Source organism: Halobacillus litoralis, assembly GCF_020171725.1.
In the GTDB taxonomy this organism is placed as follows: Bacteria; Bacillota; Bacilli; order Bacillales; family Halobacillaceae; genus Halobacillus; species Halobacillus litoralis_F.
Genome location: NZ_JAIVAJ010000006.1, coordinates 321,714 through 339,438 on the forward strand (window position 1 = coordinate 321,714; position 17,725 = coordinate 339,438).

The following is a 17,725-nucleotide window of genomic DNA, read 5'->3' on the forward strand; positions in this document are numbered from 1 at the left end:
CCATGGCTTGTTCAACGGAAGCATTAGACCGGGTATTTTTGCAATTAGGTCCGATATCGATTTATTGGTATGGCCTGATTATTGCGACAGGAGCGTTTCTAGGGTTACTTCTTGCCACGAAAGAATCGGAACGTCTCGGTCTTAAGAAAGATTATATGATTGACATTGTCGTCTATGCGATTCCCGCTGCGATTATCGGAGCGCGTCTTTACTACGTTCTCTTCGAGTGGGATCGATATATCGGCGAAGGTCCGTGGTGGGATGTGTTTGCCGTCTGGGAAGGCGGAATCGCGATTCACGGTGCCTTGATCGCCTCTGTTTTAACAGCATACATTTACACAAGAGTCCGTAATATCTCATTCTGGCAGATTGCGGATATCGCAGCACCGAGTATCATCCTCGGTCAAGCGATCGGCCGTTGGGGGAACTTCATGAACCAGGAGGCTCATGGCGGTCCTGTTTCAGAAGCGTTTTATAATAATTTCATGCAGTATCTGCCTGGTTTCATCAACCAGCAGATGTGTATCGGTGGAACGTTATATCACCCTACGTTCTTGTATGAATCGGTATGGAACATTATAGGATTTGCACTTCTTCTAGTATTGCGTCACAAGTTTAACCCGCGCCGTGGTGATGTGTTCTTAAGCTACGTCATTTGGTACTCTGTCGGTCGTTTCTTTATTGAAGGAATGCGGACGGATAGTTTATACGTAGTCGGACAGCTTCGTACAGCCCAGTTGATTTCCGTTCTTCTTGTCATTCTGGCAGTCGGACTGATGATCTATCTTCGTAAGGCTGGATATGCGAATCGACATTACAACGGGAAAAAAGTGAAATAAAGGAGAATAGCATCATGAAAGGGATCATACTAAGAGGAGGAAAGAAAGGGCTTGAGTTAACGTGGACGCTCGGAAAGGTCATCTTTCCTGTGACCTTGATCGTGACCATTCTCCAGTACACGCCGTTTCTTCCTTTTGTGATGGAGCAGCTGGAACCGTTCATGAGTTTGATCGGATTATCCGGAGAGGCAACGGTGCCGCTTGTCATCGGTAATTTTCTCAACTTATATGCCGGAATCGGTGCGATCTTATCGTTTGAGTTTACAGTGAAAGAAGTGTTCATCCTTGCCATTATGATGTCCTTCTCTCACAACCTGATCATCGAATCGACGGTTGCGAAACGCGTGGGTGTCAGCTGGTGGATCGTCGTCGGTGTCCGTCTCGCCCTTGCTTTCATCTCTGCTTTTGTCATCAATCTGTTTTGGAAAGGTGGGAATGAGATCGCCAAGTACGGTCTCGCTCCTGCTAAAACTACCGATCCAGATGGCTGGACAGAGATTGTACTGCAAGGCTTGCAGACGGCTTTCATGGGGATCGTGCAGCTGGCCTTGATCGTGATTCCTTTGATGGTGTTCATGCAATACCTTCGTGAAAAAGGGTGGCTGGATCGATTCTCTGGATGGGTGGCTCCGGCGACGAAGTTTCTCGGGATGGAGCGGAATACGTCGATGACCCTGGTAGCAGGTCTCACCATCGGTCTAGCTTATGGTGCAGGGTTGATGATCCAGGCCGTAGAAGAGGACGGCGTATCCAAGAAGGATATGTATCTCGCCGTTCTGTTTCTCGTCTCCTGCCATGCGGTCGTCGAAGACACGCTGGTATTCATTCCGCTCGGGATCCCTGTTTGGCCGCTATTGATTATCAGACTTCTGACAGCCATCGTCTTAACGGCGTTAGTCGGATTGATTTGGAATAAGTTACAGCATAGAAAGGAAGTCGCAAATGAGCATTCGTACCATTCTCTTTGATTTAGACGGAACATTAATCGATACCAACGAATTGATCATCGCCTCGTTTCAACATACTATCCGCCAATACGGGGATCGCGAATACAAGCGGGAAGAGGTGCTTGATTTCATAGGGCCTCCTCTTAAAGAGAGCTTGGAGAAAATCAACCCTGATCGTGTAGGAGATATGATAGAAACGTACCGCACGCATAACGTCGAGCACCACAATGAATATGTCAAAGCGTATGACGGAGTAGTCGAGACGGTAAAAAAATTGAAAGACGCAGGCTTCAAGCTGGGCATCGTAACGACAAAAATGCGCTATACGGTGAACATGGGTCTTGAGCTTACAGACCTCGATGGACTGTTCGAAACGGTCGTCACCTTAGATGACGTCGAGCATGCGAAGCCCCATCCAGAGCCGATCGAAACAGCTTTGAAGGCGCTTGGATCAGAACCTGCTGAAACCATCATGGTCGGGGATAACACCCATGATATTGAAGCGGGACAGAACGCCGGCACGAAGACAGCGGGCGTTGCCTGGACCGTCAAAGGCCGTGAGGTGCTCGATCGACTGGAGCCTGATTATATGCTTGAACAGATGAGTGACCTTTTAGCCATTACAGGGAGCTGAAACCATGAGAAACACAGAGCGCTATCCGGTAAAGGGTGCCAACTCGCTCTGGCACATTTATAAAACAGTCCCATTTTTCAAAGTCGTAAAGAACTTCATCGTCATTCAGCTGGCACGCTATACGCCACTGCTCGGAATGAAAAATTGGTTGTATCGCACCTTCCTCAGAATGAAAGTCGGAGATCAGACGGCATTTGCCCTGATGGTGATGGTCGACATCATGTTCCCTGAACGGATCCAAGTGGGGAGAAATACGGTGATCGGCTACAATACGACCATCCTTGCCCATGAATACTTGATAAACGAGTATCGCTTGGGGGATGTTATCATTGGTGATGAAGTCATGATCGGAGCGAATACGACCATTCTCCCCGGGATTACAATCGGAGACGGTGCTGTCGTATCGGCAGGCACTCTTGTCCATAAGGACGTTCCCCCTGGTGTGTTTGCCGGTGGGAACCCGATGAGGATCATTTATACGAAAGAAGAGATGGAAAAGCGAATGAGCAAGGAGGAGAAGCTGATATGAGCATTGAACAGTCTGTCCTGCCCGCTGTGAAATCGATCAAGGACTTTGAATCCCTGCTTGAGCGCGATACAGAATATATCGTTCTTCTCGAAACACGTCTCGGGCTGCTTCGCAAATTGGTGAGAGTGGCGCACAAGGCTGACAAGAAAGTGCTGATTCACATCGATCTTGTGCAGGGCTTGAAAGCCGATGATTATGGCATGGAGTATATTGCCCAGGAAGTGAAGCCGGACGGGATCATCTCGACAAGAGCGCATATTATTAAACTGGCGAAAAAACAAAAAATGCTGTCGATACAGCGGCTATTCCTCATTGATAGTCAAGCTGTCGAGCATAATCTGAACATCATTAAGAAGACGCAGCCCGATTATGTGGAAGTTTTACCAGGACTATTGCCGGGTATGATAAGAGAGATAAAGGATCAAGTGGGTGTCCCTGTTATTGCAGGCGGTCTCATTAGGAAACCTGAAGAAGTCTCTCAGGCATTCGAGTCCGGAGCTTCTGCTATTACGACTTCACGCTCTGAACTATGGTCATTTTAAGCCGGTGGTACATAACGGTTAACGTGAAGCGGGCAGAAGCCACACAGTAGACCACTGTGTGGTTTTTTACTGCGCAGATCCGTACAGGAAAGGGGTCCCTTTTTACATGAGTGAATTCATGGGGGAACTGATAGGTACAATGATTCTCATCATACTCGGTGGAGGTGTCATCGCCGGGGCGAATTTGAAAGCTACGAAAGCTGAAGGGAACTGGGTGCTCATTACGTTAGCCTGGGGACTTGCGGTGGCCATGGGTGTGTATGCGGTCGGAAATGTAAGCGGTGCCCATATTAACCCTGCTGTAACACTCGGCTTTGCCGCAATCGGAGATTTCCCGTGGGCGAAGGTACCGCTCTACATTACAGCGCAGATGATCGGCGCCTTTGTCGGAGCGACGATTGTGTACTTTCATTACCTGCCGCATTGGAAGGATACAGAAGACCAGCTTGCCATCAAGTCGATCTTCTGTACAGACCCTGCCATCCGAAGTCCGATCTCCAACCTAGTGAGTGAGATGATCGGGACGTTCGTACTGGTCATGGGGCTCTTGTTTATCGGGGCCAATGAATTTACAGACGGATTGAACCCGTTCATCGTTGGTTTGTTGATCGTGGCCATCGGGATGTCTCTCGGTTCTACGACTGGTTATGCCATCAACCCGGCTAGGGACTTGGGTCCGCGAATCGCACACGCGGTGCTCCCGATTCCAGGTAAGGGGGGATCAGACTGGGGTTATTCATGGATTCCGGTGCTGGGTCCTGCTCTTGGCGGTATTTACGGCGGTCTGTTTTATCAGGCGGTCTTTCAAGCGAGTCCGAATGTATGGTTCTGGATTGCGACGATTGTTGTCATCGCAATCTTACTAGCATCGATGAGAAAAGAGTTAAGAAAGGCAAGTCTATCACCTAAATCTTCATGAGGGAGTGGAAATAATGGAGAAATACATTTTATCAATTGATCAGGGGACGACAAGCTCAAGGGCGATTTTATTCAATCATGACGGTGAAATCGTGGAAACCGGACAGAAAGAATTCGAACAGCACTTCCCTAAACCGGGCTGGGTCGAGCATGATGCCAATGAGATTTGGACGTCTGTTTTGTCGTGTATTGCCGACGTGCTGAGAAAAGCAGATGTAGAAGCACGCCAGGTCGAAGGAATAGGAATTACGAACCAGCGCGAAACGACGGTCGTCTGGGATCGAAATACAGGAAAGCCGATTTATAAAGCGATTGTGTGGCAGTCCCGCCAGACTCAGGAAATTTGTGATGAATTGAAGGAGCAGGGACATGAGGACTTGTTCCGAAATAAAACAGGGCTGCTGCTCGATCCTTATTTCGCCGGAACCAAAGTGAAGTGGATTTTAGATAACGTGGATGGTGCCCGTGAGAAAGCGGAAAATGGCGACCTGATGTTCGGGACCATCGACACGTGGCTGATCTATAAGCTTTCAGGTAAAGCTGAGCATGTCACAGATTACTCCAATGCATCCCGGACTCTTATGTACAACATCTTCGATTTGAAATGGGATGACGAGTTGCTGGATATTTTAGGGGTACCGAAGAGCATGCTGCCTGAGGTTAAGCCTTCGTCTGAAGTATATGCTCATACAGTGGATTATCACTTCTTCGGACAGGAAGTTCCGATTGCCGGTATTGCCGGAGACCAGCAGGCTGCTTTATTCGGTCAGGCCTGCTTTGAAAAAGGGATGGCGAAGAATACGTATGGAACCGGTGGCTTTATGTTGATGAACACAGGTGAAGAAGCCGTGAAGTCAGATAACGGTCTGCTGACGACAATCGCCTGGGGAATCGACGGCAAAGTCCACTACGCACTGGAAGGAAGCATCTTTGTTTCAGGATCCGCTATCCAATGGCTGAGAGATGGCCTCGAAATGATCAAGAGTGCGCCGGAAAGTGAAGAGATTGCCGGTGAAGTCAGCTCTACGGACGGCGTCTACGTCGTACCAGCCTTCGTCGGATTAGGCACTCCTTACTGGGACAGTGAAGCGCGTGGTGCTGTTTTTGGATTAACACGTGGTACGAAAAAAGCACATTTCGTACGTGCGACGCTGGAATCACTCGCTTATCAGACGAAGGATGTTGTCAATTCCATGGTTGAAGACTCAGGTATCGAATTGAAAACGTTACGAGTTGATGGTGGAGCAGTCAAAAATAATCTCCTTATGCAATTCCAAAGTGACCTGCTGGATGTCACAGTTGAACGACCAGAGATTAACGAAACGACAGCACTCGGTGCCGCTTACCTGGCTGGGATTGCCGTCGGGTTCTGGAAGGACCGTGAAGCGATCGGCAGCCAGTGGAAGCTTGAGAGAGAATTTGATCCTCATATGAACGAAAATAAGAGCGAAGATCTGTATAAAGGCTGGCAGAAAGCAGTTGAAGCTACAAGAGTATTTAAGAAATCCTAACCTTTTGACATCTGCCTCAATACTGATATAATAAAGGTAAGTTAATATTTGGTCGGAGATGAGGAGAGACTGCGTACCTTTATGCATATAGGCATGAAGTGTATCGTGGTCTCTTTTTTTATCTCTTTAGGCAGGAAGAATCAAAACTAAAAACATTCAGGCACATACTTCCTTGGAAGAATGGGAATAAACCTATTAGGCGAATGGATTCTAATGAAGGAGAGATATAATGATGAATAAGTTCTCTAGCTATGATCGCAAAGCACATTTTGAAAAGTTAACACAGGAAGAGTGGGATGTCCTCGTCGTTGGAGGAGGCATCACAGGCTCTGGTATTGCACTGGACGCTGCCAGCCGCGGTATGAAAACAGCCGTCGTCGAAATGCAGGACTATGCAGCAGGAACATCGAGCCGTTCTACGAAGCTCGTGCACGGTGGTTTGAGATACTTGAAGCAGTTTGAAGTGAAGATGGTTGCAGAAGTCGGGAAAGAACGTGAAATCGTATATGAAAATGGCCCTCACGTAACGACTCCGGAATGGATGATGCTTCCGTTCCACGAGGGTGGTAACTTCGGACCGCTTTCTACAAATGTCGGACTTCGCGTCTATGACTATCTTGCCGGTGTTAAAAAATCAGAACGACGTACAATGTTCTCTCCAGAAGAAGCGATTGAACGTGAACCACTTGTGAAGAGAGAAGGATTGAAAGGGGCAGGCTTCTATGTAGAATACAAAACAGATGATGCCCGCCTGACTCTTGACGTCATGAAAAAAGCTGTCGATTATGGTGCCCTTTCTACAAACTACGCAAAAGTTGTAGACTTCATCTATAATGAGCAAGGGAAAATCACTGGTGCGAAGGTGGAAGATACAGAGTCCGGTGAACAGTACCACGTGAAAGCGAAGAAAATCATCAACGCTGGTGGTCCATGGGTGGACGACCTACGCGAAATTGATGGCTCGAAAAAAGGTAAAACGCTGCAGCTGACAAAAGGGGTACACCTGGTCTTTGACCAAAGTACGTTCCCGCTTAAGCAGGCGATTTATTTTGACAGCCCGGACGGTCGCATGATCTTTGCGATTCCACGTGATGGAAAGACGTATGTTGGAACAACTGATACGACGTACGAAGAGGAAATCGCTCATCCGACTATGACAGAGGCAGACCGTGATTATATCTTAAACGCCATTCACACGATGTTCCCAACTGTCGAAGTAACAGCAACGGACGTCGAGTCGAGCTGGGCTGGGGTAAGACCGCTGATTCACGAAGACGGAAAAGACCCATCTGAAATTTCCCGTAAAGACGAAATCTTCGTTTCCGATTCTGGATTGATTTCCATGGCCGGTGGTAAATTGACAGGTTACCGTAAGATGTCCCAACAGGCTGTGAACCTAGTTCGTGATCAAATCGCTGAAGAGTACGGCATCCGTTACTCCGATTCCGAAACGAAAAAGCTTCCTATCTCAGGTGGTGAAGTCGGCGGATCGAAAGGGTTCAAGAAATTCCGACTTGAGCGCATTCAAATGGGTACAGCACTTGGACTGGACGAAGAAAAAGCTTCCCAACTCGTACAGCTTTACGGATCCAATGTAGATAAAGTGTTCGATATCTACAAGAACCGTCAAGACGATGCCAAAGAAGCTGGTGTAGATCCGGTTGTATTCGCGCAGCTTGTGTACGGAATGGAGCACGAATTGACGTACAAGCCGGTTGACTTCTTTATCCGTCGTACCGCTGCGTTGTTCTTCAACATTCAGTATGTAAGAGATCACAAAGAATCGGTGATTGATTACATGGCGAAAGAACTGAACTACAGCGATGAACAGAAGAAAGCATATACGGAAGAGCTCGAGCAGCTTATGGAAGAAGCCGTGAAACCAATCGAATACGCATAAATTGAAAAAAGTTCCGATCATCGATGTGGATGGTCGGAACTTTTTTTATTGAACGATTTAGAGGGAAAATGAAACATAATGAAGAGAGTATACGTATAGAAGGAAGGAGGTGGAAAACCATGCAGAACGTACAATATATGATTCAGTCTGACGGGAAGAAGCAGATGATCACCGGAGGCGCGTTGATGGCGGTATCTGCTTTATTCCTTGCCGGGCTTTTGTTCAATTTTACATTAGGGACATTTTTTAATGTTATTTTTGTCGTACCTTTTACCATCAGCGGCTTGGTCTTAATCGTGACCGGCTACAGTGACTGGTTGAAATCGCAGAAAGCCTTGACGCTTTCAAGAGATATGTCGACAGAAACGGTTGCCGCTCTTCCGCCGAGAATGTACTTAGGAGTGAAATGGAAGGACCGTCAGCAGGTGAACTTATATGATTTATCCGGAAAAGCTCATTATTACGGGACTGAGCAGTTCAACGTGAACTATAAGGGACTCGCTTTTCTAAGCCAGTTTACATCGGACGGTGTGATCCGACCTGCTCAGTACACCGTCCATGGAGAGGACGGTCAGCCACTTTACGAAGTTGAGAAAAAAGGCGGCTTTACAACGAAGAGCTATGTGAAAAACGGTGATGGAAAGTACGTCGCCTATACGGTGCGTACAAAGAACAAAACGACGGGGCAGCAGATTTTCCACTATGTTGAGCGTAGTGAAGAACGCTGGACGGCTGAGGGAGACTATTATATCGGCCATTACACGGTGAAAGATGCGAGTGGTAAGGTGTGGGCTGTCATCAAGCGTGGAGCGATCATGAAAGACGCACCTGAAGAATTCCAGAAAATGTCGACAGGATATGCTGTGGAGTGGGTTGAAAAAGAAGACGTACCGGTTTCTCTGATCACTTTCCTGTTTATTGTTCAATCTCACGACAATACGTAATAGAAAGATGTCGAATCTTGATGTAGAATAGTAGTTAGAATTTTCTAACGTAATTTCAGCGCGGCCTTTTTATAAGAGCCGCTTTTTTCATATTCATAACCCTTGTTTTAAGGCGCCGGGAGAGGGAAGTATAACTGAAGAAACGATTTGACGAGGTTTCTTTATTTTGTTAGCATATTAGCAAGCTAAAGGATTTGTGGGAGGTTGTACGGATGGCAAAACGGTTAATGTTCGAAAAACCACTGGGAATGCGGGATACGCTTCCTTTTTTCTATAATCAAAAACAAAAAGCTGGAAAGCGATTGTCGGACTCGATCCTTTCCTATGGGTATTCCTTTATGGACACCCCGTTGATGGAATATCACGAAACGGTCGGGAAGGTGAGTGCCACACTTGATCAGCAACTGTTCAAATTGTTGGATCAGCAGGGACACACCCTCGTCCTTCGCCCGGATATGACGGCACCGATTGCACGTGTGGCGGCATCGCAATTGAAGAGTTCGGAGTTCCCGCTCCGCCTCGCTTACGGTGGACCGGTCTTCCGTGCCCAGCAGGCAGAAGGCGGCAAACCTGCCCAGTTTGAACAAGTCGGGACCGAATTGATTGGAGACCATTCTTCTTATGGAGACGCTGAGGTCATCGCACTTCTTGTCGAATCATTGAAGTCAGCAGGTCTTGATGAATTCGTCATTACCATCGGTCATATCGGTTTTGTAAAAGCGTTCTTCCGTGACGTATTAGGGGAAGATACGGAAACGACCGAGCGCCTGCTGCAGTACTTATATCGTAAAAATTATGTTGGATACCGTGAAGCTGTGAAGGTGCTCACGGTTGGAGAAGACAAGAAGTCAGCTCTTCTTCAGCTGCTCACGCTGCGCGGGGGAGAAGAAATCTTTGAATCCAGCCGTTCGCTTGCGCGCAATCAGACGTGTATGCAGGCTGTGAATGAACTGAAGCAGTTATTCAGGTTATTGAAAGACTATGAGGTTGAAGGCTTTGTACAGTTTGACTTGAATCTGATCAGCCACATGGATTATTACACAGGCATCCTGTTTGAAGGGTACGCCCCGAATCTAGGAGCGCTGCTCTGCAACGGCGGTCGTTATGATGCACTCCTTCCTTCTTTCCAACTGAATGCCTCTGCGACAGGGTTTGCGATTCACTTAGAACGCCTTGTCGAAGCATTGAATGAACAGGCGGATGAGGACAAGCGTATCGGAATCATCGTCGATAACGATTCGTATGCAAAAGGGATTAAGAAGGCGAAGGAGCGGCGTGAAGAGGGACATTCCGTTCTTCTGCAGCACCGTGATCAAATTCCAGATGTCGAAGCTTTTCGATCACAGTTATCGGAAACCATTGATTTAACGGTCGAAGGAGGTGCGGGCGATGAGTAACCCACTAACGATTGCCATGCCGAAGGGACGTATCTATGAAGAAGCGGCAGAATTGATGAAAAAAGCAGGCTATGATCTGGGAGCGGACTTGGACGAGTCCAGAAAGTTGATCCTCGATTTTCCGGAGCAGAACATCCGCGTCATGATGGCGAAACCGATGGACGTTGTGACCTATGTCGAATACGGAGCGGCTGATATCGGCATCGCGGGGAAAGATGTACTTCTTGAGCAGGATCGTGACGTTTATGAAGTGCTCGATCTCAAGATCAGTCCTTGCTATGTAGCGGTTGCCGGGCTGCCGGACCAACCCCTCAGTCGGATTGCACCGAAGATCGCTACGAAGTACCCGAAAGTAGCGTCTGATTATTTCAGAGAACAGGGCGAACAAATTGAAATCATTCCCCTGAACGGCTCTATTGAACTGGCGCCGATCATCGGCCTCGCCGACCGGATTGTCGATATCGTGTCCTCAGGCCGCACGTTAAAAGAGAATGGACTTGTCGAATATGAAAAAATCACGGATATCACGTCGAGGTTAATCATCAATCCTGTCAGCTATCGTCTGAAAAACGTAGAAATTGAGGAAATGGTTTCGAAGCTCAGTGATGTGATGGAGGAGGTCAACGCATGAAAATCATACAAAAATCAGACCGCCCCTCCTTAAGAAGAAGTGTCGATCAGGGGACGGAAGAACAGCGTAAGGCGGTCCAGTCCATCATTGAAGATGTGAAGCAGCAGGGGGACGAAGCGGTGTTTCGTTACACGGAGCGGTTCGATGACGTTTCCCTTTCCAGCCTTCGCGTCACAAAAGAAGAATTCGATGCTGCCTATGATCGGATGGAGGGAGAGTTCGTCACGATTTTGGAAGAGGCGTCAGCGAATATTCGTTCATTTCACGAAAAGCAGCTCTCAACTTCCTGGTTTGATACATCGCCGGACGGAACCATCCTCGGGCAGAAAATCACACCCCTTGATGCTGTCGGGGTTTATGTACCAGGCGGGACAGCCGCTTATCCGTCTTCTGTTTTCATGAACATCATTCCGGCTCAAGTGGCCGGGGTCGACCGGATTGTGATGGCGACACCTCCAGGGAAAGATGGAAGCGTACCGGATGGCGTACTCGTTGCAGCCCGCATTCTTGGCGTTTCGGATGTTTACAAAATCGGAGGAGCCCAGGCTGTAGCGGCACTGGCCTATGGGACGGAAAGCATCCAACCCGTCGACAAAATTACCGGTCCCGGGAATGTGTTCGTAGCTTTAGCGAAGCGAGAAGTGTTCGGAGATGTGGATATTGATATGATTGCAGGGCCGAGCGAAATCGCGGTCTTAGCAGACGAAACAGCCAGAGCGAAAGAAGTAGCAGGAGACCTGTTGTCTCAGGCTGAACACGATGCCCGTTCTTCGAGCGTCCTCATTACGACGAGTGAACAGCTCGCCAAGCAAGTGCAGGAGGAAGTGGAAGTGCAGCTTCAGACACTGCCTAGGGAAGATATTGCTCGTAAAAGTGTGGAAGACTACGGAATGATCCTCATGTGTGACACATGGGAAGAAGCACTCGACACGGTCAATGAAATCGCCCCGGAGCACTTGGAGGTCATCAGTGAAGACCCGTTCCAAAGCCTCGCGAAAATCAAGCACGCGGGTGCTATTTTCTTAGGACCATACAGCAGTGAGCCGGTTGGGGACTACTTCGCAGGACCGAACCACGTCCTGCCGACGAATGGTACAGCCCGCTTTTCAAGCCCGTTGAACGTAGACGATTTCGTCAAAAAATCGAGTGTGATTTCGTACAGTCAGCAGGCATTGAAAGAGCATTCAGATAAGATTGCCCGTTTTGCCAGGTTAGAAGGACTAGAAGGACATGCAAGAGCGATTGAATCACGCAAGGAGAGATGGACATGACAAAAGAGCGAAAAGCACAATTAACACGAAAAACGCGCGAGACGGACATTGAGTTGGCGTTCTCTGTAGATGGACAGGGGAACGCTGACTTGGACGTCCAGACGCCGTTTCTCAGCCATATGCTAGAACTGTTCACGAAGCACGGCTTGTTCGATTTGACGCTGAAAGGCCATGGGGATGTCGAGGTGGATGACCACCATTTGACGGAGGATATCGGCATTGTGCTTGGACAGGCTTTCCGTGAAGCGATCGGCGACAAATATGGAATGGAGCGCTATGGTTCCATGACGCTTCCGATGGACGAAACGCTCGTAACCGTAGCGGTCGATTTGAGCGATCGTCCGCATTTGGAATGGCGTGCGGAACTCCCGAAGGACCGCGTCGGTACGTTTGACACGGAGAATGTTCACGAATTCTTCTGGAAGTTTGCACTCGAAGCAAGAATGAATTTACATATCGTTCTGCATCATGGTCACAACACACACCACATTATCGAAGCGATGTTCAAAGCGCTTGCCCGGGCCCTTGATGAAGCGACTCAAATCGACCCCCGCGTAAAAGGGGTGCCGAGCACGAAAGGAAGTTTGTAAATGATCGGTATCATTGATTACGGCATGGGAAACTTATTCAGCGTCTCGAAAGCACTCGAACGATTGGACGTGCCTTACAAGCTGGGCGACCGTCCGGCTGATTTGGAAGGGTGCGACGGATATATCCTTCCGGGTGTCGGCGCTTTTCCGGATGCTATGAAGGCGCTGAAGGAACACGGGTTCATCGAGTTCATCCAGTCCAAAACAGCAGCAGGCGTTCCGCTTTACGGCATCTGTCTCGGCATGCAGCTTTTGTTCGAATCCTCTGAAGAGGGCGGCGAAACGAAAGGACTCGGATTATTTCCTGGGAAAATCGTACGCTTTCCTGGTGTAAATGAAGAAGGGAAGTCCTACAAAGTTCCGCATATGGGCTGGAACCAGCTGGACGTCCATCAACCGGATCAGCCTTTGTTGAAAGGCGTCGGCAATGAGTATGTCTACTTCGTCCACTCTTTTGTCGCTCAAACGGACGATTCATCGGTTTTATATGCGACGGCTGACTACCATTTGGATGTACCGGCGATTGTCGGACAAGGAAACGTCGTGGCGAGTCAGTTCCACCCAGAGAAAAGCGGGCAGCCAGGCATGAAGCTGCTTGAGAATTTCTGCAAAGTAATGGTTAAACAGTGAGGAGTCTATAAATTATGGCATTTACTATCTACCCAGCGATTGATATGAGAGGCGGAAAGTGCGTCCGCCTTGAGCAAGGAGATTTCAATAAAGAAACGGTGTACGGAGAGAATCCTTTTGAAGTAGCTAAAGAATTCGCAGAGGCAGGGGCTTCCTGGATTCATATGGTGGACCTGGACGGAGCAAAAGAAGGTTCCAAGCAGAATGCGGAGCACGTGCTGCGCGTAGCGGAAGAACTGGACTGCCGCGTTCAAATTGGCGGCGGGATACGGAAAGAAGAGGACGTCCGCTATTACTTAGACCGCGGCGTTGACCGGGTGATTATCGGTTCGTTGGCAGCCCGTGATCCCGAGCGGACGAAAGACCTGTTGAAACAGTTCGGTGGAAGAATCGCCATCGGCTTAGATGCAAGAGACGGGTTCGTGTCGACAGAGGGATGGTTGGAAGCGTCTGAAATTAAAGCGGTTGACCTTGGCCGCGAATTGGCAGAAGCCGGCGCCCAAACGTTCATTTACACCGATATTGCTAAGGACGGGATGCTGGAAGGACCGAATGTTAAAGAAATCGTTCGCCTTGCAGAAGAAACGAAGGTGGACGTCATCGCTTCTGGTGGAATTAAGGGGCTTGAGGACTTACAGGAGCTGAAGCAGTATCAGACGGAGCATGTTATCGGTTCTATCGTTGGTAAAGCTCTTTATGCCAACCGATTCACGCTGAAAGAAGCGCTCGAAGTGGAGGAATCGTAATGCTGTCAAAACGAATCATTCCGTGTCTGGATGTAAAAGATGGCCGCGTTGTGAAGGGAATTCAGTTCGTTGAAATCAGAGACGCCGGGGACCCTGTAGAGCTTGCGAAAGTGTACGATGAACAAGGGGCTGATGAGCTTGTGTTCTTAGACATTTCAGCAACGCATGAAGGGAACAAAACGATGATTGACGTCGTTCGCCAGGTAGCCTCCGAGCTTGCGATTCCTTTTACTGTCGGCGGGGGAATCCGTACACTTGAAGATATGAAGGAGACGCTCAGGAACGGTGCGGACAAAGTATCACTCAATTCTGCTGCTGTCAATCGACCGGAGCTCATCACAGAAGGAGCGGACTACTTCGGGAGTCAGTGTATCGTCGTTGCGATTGACGCGCGGTATGATGAAGACCGTGGAACGTGGGTCGTGTACACACACGGTGGCCGTAAGCCGACGGAATGGACGGTGACCGACTGGGCTGCAGAAGCGGTTCGGCTTGGAGCGGGGGAGATTCTGCTCACATCGATGAATCAAGACGGAGAGAAAACAGGGTTCGACCTCCCACTCTTGAAGGCCGTCCAGGAAGTTGTAACCGTCCCGGTGATTGCTTCTGGCGGCGCCGGATCCAGCGAGCACTTCTATGACGTGTTTACCGAAGTGGATGCAGATGCTGCGCTTGCCGCTTCCATTTTTCACTACAAAGAAACATCTGTTGAACGCGTGAAGCGTGATTTGAAGGAGAAGGGAGTCGTCGTGCGATGAAGATAGATGAAATCAAATTCGATGAGCAGGGACTTGTTCCGGCCATCGTACAGGATGCACAATCGAAAGCGGTTCTGACGCTTGCTTATATGAATGAAGAGTCCTTGAAAAAGACATTGGAATTAAGAGAGACGGTATTCTACAGCCGCTCAAGGCAGGAGTTGTGGCATAAAGGGGCAACATCCGGAAATCATCAGAAGGTGACGGATATCCGCTATGACTGCGACCAGGATGCGCTGCTCGTTCAAGTGCTTCCCGAGGGACCTGCCTGCCATAAAGGAGACTACAGCTGTTTCTCGGATTCGCTGGTTGAAGGTACGTCCGAAGTGAAAGATCATCGTTATGCGATTCTTGATCAGCTTCAGGAAGTTCTCGCTGAGCGGAAGGCTACCCAGCCGGAGGATTCCTATACGGCTCAACTGTTCCAGGAAGGCGTCGACCGCATTGCGAAGAAGATCGGAGAAGAAGCTGGAGAAGTCATCATAGCTGCAAAAAATGATGATCCGGAGGAAATGGCGCTCGAGTCGGCGGATCTACTATTCCACTTACTCATGCTTCTGACGGATCGTCAAGTTCCGCTTGATGATGTGCTGTCCGTACTGGAAAAAAGGCACTCATAAGGAAATGGAGCATCCTTGGTGATGCTCTTTTTCTTGGTCTAAAGGAAGCAGGGGAATGCTGTACAATGTATGTATGATGAGACGAATGATATAATTTTTCCTATTTGTAAAGGAGAATTTATGTTATACTCCTTTATTAGTGAGATTTGTAACGGAAATAGGGGGACAGTCATGACTACATCATTAGACAGCCCGAAACAATCGAACATCATACCCTTCGTGCCGACAGGACATTTTTATTTCACACGTGGCATTCAAGCCTTTAAAAAACGCAGGTTCGATGCTGCGGTCAAATGGTTGAAGAAAGCGGTGGAGATCGACCCGGAAGAACCACTGTATGCCTGCCAGTTATCTGTCATTTATACAGAACTCGGGTCCTACCATGCGGCCAATCAGGTGTTGATGGATGTGTTAGCGAAGTTCGGTGATGAGTATGTCGACTGCTATTATTTAATGGCAAACAACTACGCTCATTTAGGTTTGTTAAACGATGCAAAAAAATACGCGGATGTTTATTTAAGTCATCAACAAGACGGTGAATTCAAAGAAGCGGCTGAACAGCTGATCAGCATGCTGGATTCTCTTGATGAGGACGAAGGTGAAGATGAGTGGGCCTTTGACGATGAAGACGATTTGCTCATCTATCAGGAAACCTCTTTCTATCATTTAGAGCATGAAGAATGGGAAGAAGCCATTGCCGTCCTGAGGGAAATGATGGAGCTTTTCCCAGAGTTCACGCTAGCGAAGCATAAGTATGCCTACGCGATGTTTATGTACGGAAATGAAAAAGAGGCGATTGAAATCGAGCGCACGCGTCTTGAGGAAGAGCCTTCAAATATCCATTGCCATGTAAACTTGGCAACCTTTTATTTAGAACAGGGAAAAGAGGAAGAGGCTGCTCCGCATATCGATCGCCTTCGTAATGTATTTCCTATGCACGAACAGCAAAAGCTATCGGTAGCTGAAACACTAGCTCGGGCCGGACATTATACCGAAGCAGTGGAACGGTTCCGACTGTTAAAAGGGAAGCAGGTCATGCAGCGACGCGTATACTATAAGTGGTACAGCATCGCTTCTTACCATACGGGAAACCCTTCAAAAGCCTTGAATTTGTGGGAACAAGGGTGCCAGAACTTTCCTAAGCTGAGTCATGAAGGTGGACCTTGGAACAGCCACTAATGGCTTTCAAGCACATTGATGGACGTGATTTAAATGATTTACTATGATATGAACATGAGAACAGTCACTGTACTGTACCACAAGGAGTGATAAACCATGACGGAAGATCGCATTTATGACGTAATCATTGCGGGTGCAGGTCCTGCAGGTATGACAGCTGCTGTTTATACGTCTCGTGCCAATCTTGATACGCTGATGTTGGAACGTGGAGTTCCGGGCGGTCAAATGGCCAACACGGAAGACGTAGAGAACTACCCAGGGTATGAAAGTATCCTTGGACCTGACCTTTCTAATAAAATGTTCGAACACGCAAAGAAATTCGGTGCTGAATACGCATACGGTGACATCAAAGAAGTCATCGATGGAAAAGAATATAAAACAGTCCGTGCCGGAAACAAAGAATACAAGGCACGTGCTGTCATCGTAACAACAGGTGCTCAATACAAGGAATTAGGCGTTCCTGGTGAAAAAGAATTAGGTGGCCGCGGTGTATCCTACTGTGCGGTATGTGACGGTGCCTTCTTCCGTGATAAAGAGCTTGTCGTCGTAGGTGGCGGTGACTCTGCTGTTGAGGAAGGTGTCTACTTGACGCGCTTCGCAAGCAAAGTGACCATCGTTCACCGTCGTGATGAGCTGCGCGCTCAGAAAATCCTGCAAGATCGTGCCTTTGACAATGATAAAATCGAATTCATTTGGGATACGGTCGTTAAATCCATCAACGATAAAGATGGTAAAGTAGGGAGCGTAACGCTTCACAACAATAAGACGGATGAAGAGTACGACTTCGATACGAACGGTGCGTTTATCTATATTGGTATGATTCCATTAAGTAAACCATTCGAAAGCCTTGGCATCACAAACGAGCAAGGCTATATCGAAACAGATGAAAGCATGGAAACGAGCGTACCAGGCGTCTTTGCCGCAGGTGACATTCGGGAGAAAGAGTTACGTCAAATCGTAACGGCAACAGGTGATGGTAGTATCGCTGCTCAATCTGCTCAGCACTATATCGAGAATCTATTGGAAGAATTAAAAGCGGTCGAAAAGTAATTCCTTTTTAACGCTGTTGTAACACGCGTGCAACATTTATTCGTTACAATGGAACTGATTAATTGACCCCCTTTTAATAGATAGATCTC

At 48.2% G+C, this 17,725-nt stretch carries 19 protein-coding genes; all 19 read left to right on the top strand.

Annotated elements, in window-relative coordinates; genetic code table 11:
* Positions 1-2 precede the first annotated feature (2 nt).
* Positions 3-839 (top strand): prolipoprotein diacylglyceryl transferase, encoded by an 837-nt coding sequence (gene lgt / locus LCM20_RS13565; protein WP_225196016.1) that lies wholly within the window; start codon positions 3-5, stop codon positions 837-839.
* Positions 840-853: 14 nt separating this feature from the next.
* Positions 854-1,807, top strand: a complete 954-nt coding sequence (locus tag LCM20_RS13570) for a nucleoside recognition domain-containing protein (protein ID WP_225196017.1) — start codon at positions 854-856, stop codon at positions 1,805-1,807.
* Positions 1,782-2,420 (top strand): pyrophosphatase PpaX, encoded by a 639-nt coding sequence (gene ppaX / locus LCM20_RS13575; protein WP_225196018.1) that lies wholly within the window; start codon positions 1,782-1,784, stop codon positions 2,418-2,420. Before LCM20_RS13570 ends, ppaX begins: the two co-directional genes overlap by 26 nt.
* A 4-nt stretch (positions 2,421-2,424) precedes the next feature.
* Positions 2,425-2,949, top strand: coding sequence for an acyltransferase (locus LCM20_RS13580; protein ID WP_225196019.1), 525 nt, complete (start codon positions 2,425-2,427; stop codon positions 2,947-2,949).
* Complete coding sequence (locus LCM20_RS13585) at positions 2,946-3,491, top strand: glycerol-3-phosphate responsive antiterminator (protein WP_225196020.1); 546 nt, start codon at positions 2,946-2,948, stop codon at positions 3,489-3,491. The genes LCM20_RS13580 and LCM20_RS13585 overlap by 4 nt, the downstream gene beginning before the upstream one ends.
* Before the next feature lie 106 nt (positions 3,492-3,597).
* Positions 3,598-4,410, top strand: a complete 813-nt coding sequence (locus tag LCM20_RS13590) for an MIP/aquaporin family protein (RefSeq protein ID WP_225196021.1) — start codon at positions 3,598-3,600, stop codon at positions 4,408-4,410.
* Between the two features lie 13 nt (positions 4,411-4,423).
* Positions 4,424-5,920: a glycerol kinase GlpK gene (glpK, locus tag LCM20_RS13595; protein WP_225196022.1), complete on the top strand. Its 1,497-nt coding sequence runs from the start codon at positions 4,424-4,426 to the stop codon at positions 5,918-5,920.
* A gap of 232 nt (positions 5,921-6,152) precedes the next feature.
* Positions 6,153-7,820: a glycerol-3-phosphate dehydrogenase/oxidase gene (locus LCM20_RS13600; RefSeq protein WP_225196023.1), complete on the top strand. Its 1,668-nt coding sequence runs from the start codon at positions 6,153-6,155 to the stop codon at positions 7,818-7,820.
* A gap of 119 nt (positions 7,821-7,939) precedes the next feature.
* A complete protein-coding gene (locus tag LCM20_RS13605; protein WP_225196024.1) occupies positions 7,940-8,764 on the top strand; it encodes a hypothetical protein in 825 nt (274 codons plus the stop codon).
* Between the two features lie 212 nt (positions 8,765-8,976).
* On the top strand, positions 8,977-10,161 hold the full coding sequence (locus tag LCM20_RS13610; RefSeq protein WP_225196025.1) for an ATP phosphoribosyltransferase regulatory subunit: 1,185 nt from the start codon (positions 8,977-8,979) through the stop codon (positions 10,159-10,161).
* Positions 10,154-10,792 (top strand): ATP phosphoribosyltransferase, encoded by a 639-nt coding sequence (hisG, locus tag LCM20_RS13615; protein ID WP_225196026.1) that lies wholly within the window; start codon positions 10,154-10,156, stop codon positions 10,790-10,792. The genes LCM20_RS13610 and hisG overlap by 8 nt, the downstream gene beginning before the upstream one ends.
* On the top strand, positions 10,789-12,063 hold the full coding sequence (gene hisD, locus LCM20_RS13620) for a histidinol dehydrogenase (protein ID WP_225196027.1): 1,275 nt from the start codon (positions 10,789-10,791) through the stop codon (positions 12,061-12,063). The genes hisG and hisD overlap by 4 nt, the downstream gene beginning before the upstream one ends.
* The gene (gene hisB, locus LCM20_RS13625; protein WP_225196028.1) at positions 12,060-12,653 is read left to right on the top strand and encodes an imidazoleglycerol-phosphate dehydratase HisB; all 594 of its coding nucleotides are present in this window, start codon (positions 12,060-12,062) and stop codon (positions 12,651-12,653) included. The genes hisD and hisB overlap by 4 nt, the downstream gene beginning before the upstream one ends.
* Positions 12,654-13,283, top strand: coding sequence for an imidazole glycerol phosphate synthase subunit HisH (hisH, locus tag LCM20_RS13630; RefSeq protein WP_225196029.1), 630 nt, complete (start codon positions 12,654-12,656; stop codon positions 13,281-13,283). It begins immediately after the preceding gene.
* A gap of 14 nt (positions 13,284-13,297) precedes the next feature.
* On the top strand, positions 13,298-14,029 hold the full coding sequence (gene hisA / locus LCM20_RS13635) for a 1-(5-phosphoribosyl)-5-[(5-phosphoribosylamino)methylideneamino]imidazole-4-carboxamide isomerase (RefSeq protein ID WP_225196030.1): 732 nt from the start codon (positions 13,298-13,300) through the stop codon (positions 14,027-14,029).
* Positions 14,029-14,787 (top strand): imidazole glycerol phosphate synthase subunit HisF, encoded by a 759-nt coding sequence (hisF, locus tag LCM20_RS13640; protein ID WP_225196031.1) that lies wholly within the window; start codon positions 14,029-14,031, stop codon positions 14,785-14,787. Before hisA ends, hisF begins: the two co-directional genes overlap by 1 nt.
* Positions 14,784-15,407: a bifunctional phosphoribosyl-AMP cyclohydrolase/phosphoribosyl-ATP diphosphatase HisIE gene (gene hisIE / locus LCM20_RS13645; protein WP_225196032.1), complete on the top strand. Its 624-nt coding sequence runs from the start codon at positions 14,784-14,786 to the stop codon at positions 15,405-15,407. The genes hisF and hisIE overlap by 4 nt, the downstream gene beginning before the upstream one ends.
* 171 nt (positions 15,408-15,578) lie before the next feature.
* A complete protein-coding gene (locus LCM20_RS13650) occupies positions 15,579-16,586 on the top strand; it encodes a tetratricopeptide repeat protein (RefSeq protein ID WP_225196033.1) in 1,008 nt (335 codons plus the stop codon).
* A gap of 96 nt (positions 16,587-16,682) precedes the next feature.
* Positions 16,683-17,636, top strand: coding sequence for a thioredoxin-disulfide reductase (trxB, locus tag LCM20_RS13655; RefSeq protein ID WP_225196034.1), 954 nt, complete (start codon positions 16,683-16,685; stop codon positions 17,634-17,636).
* The last annotated feature ends 89 nt before the right edge of the window (positions 17,637-17,725 follow it).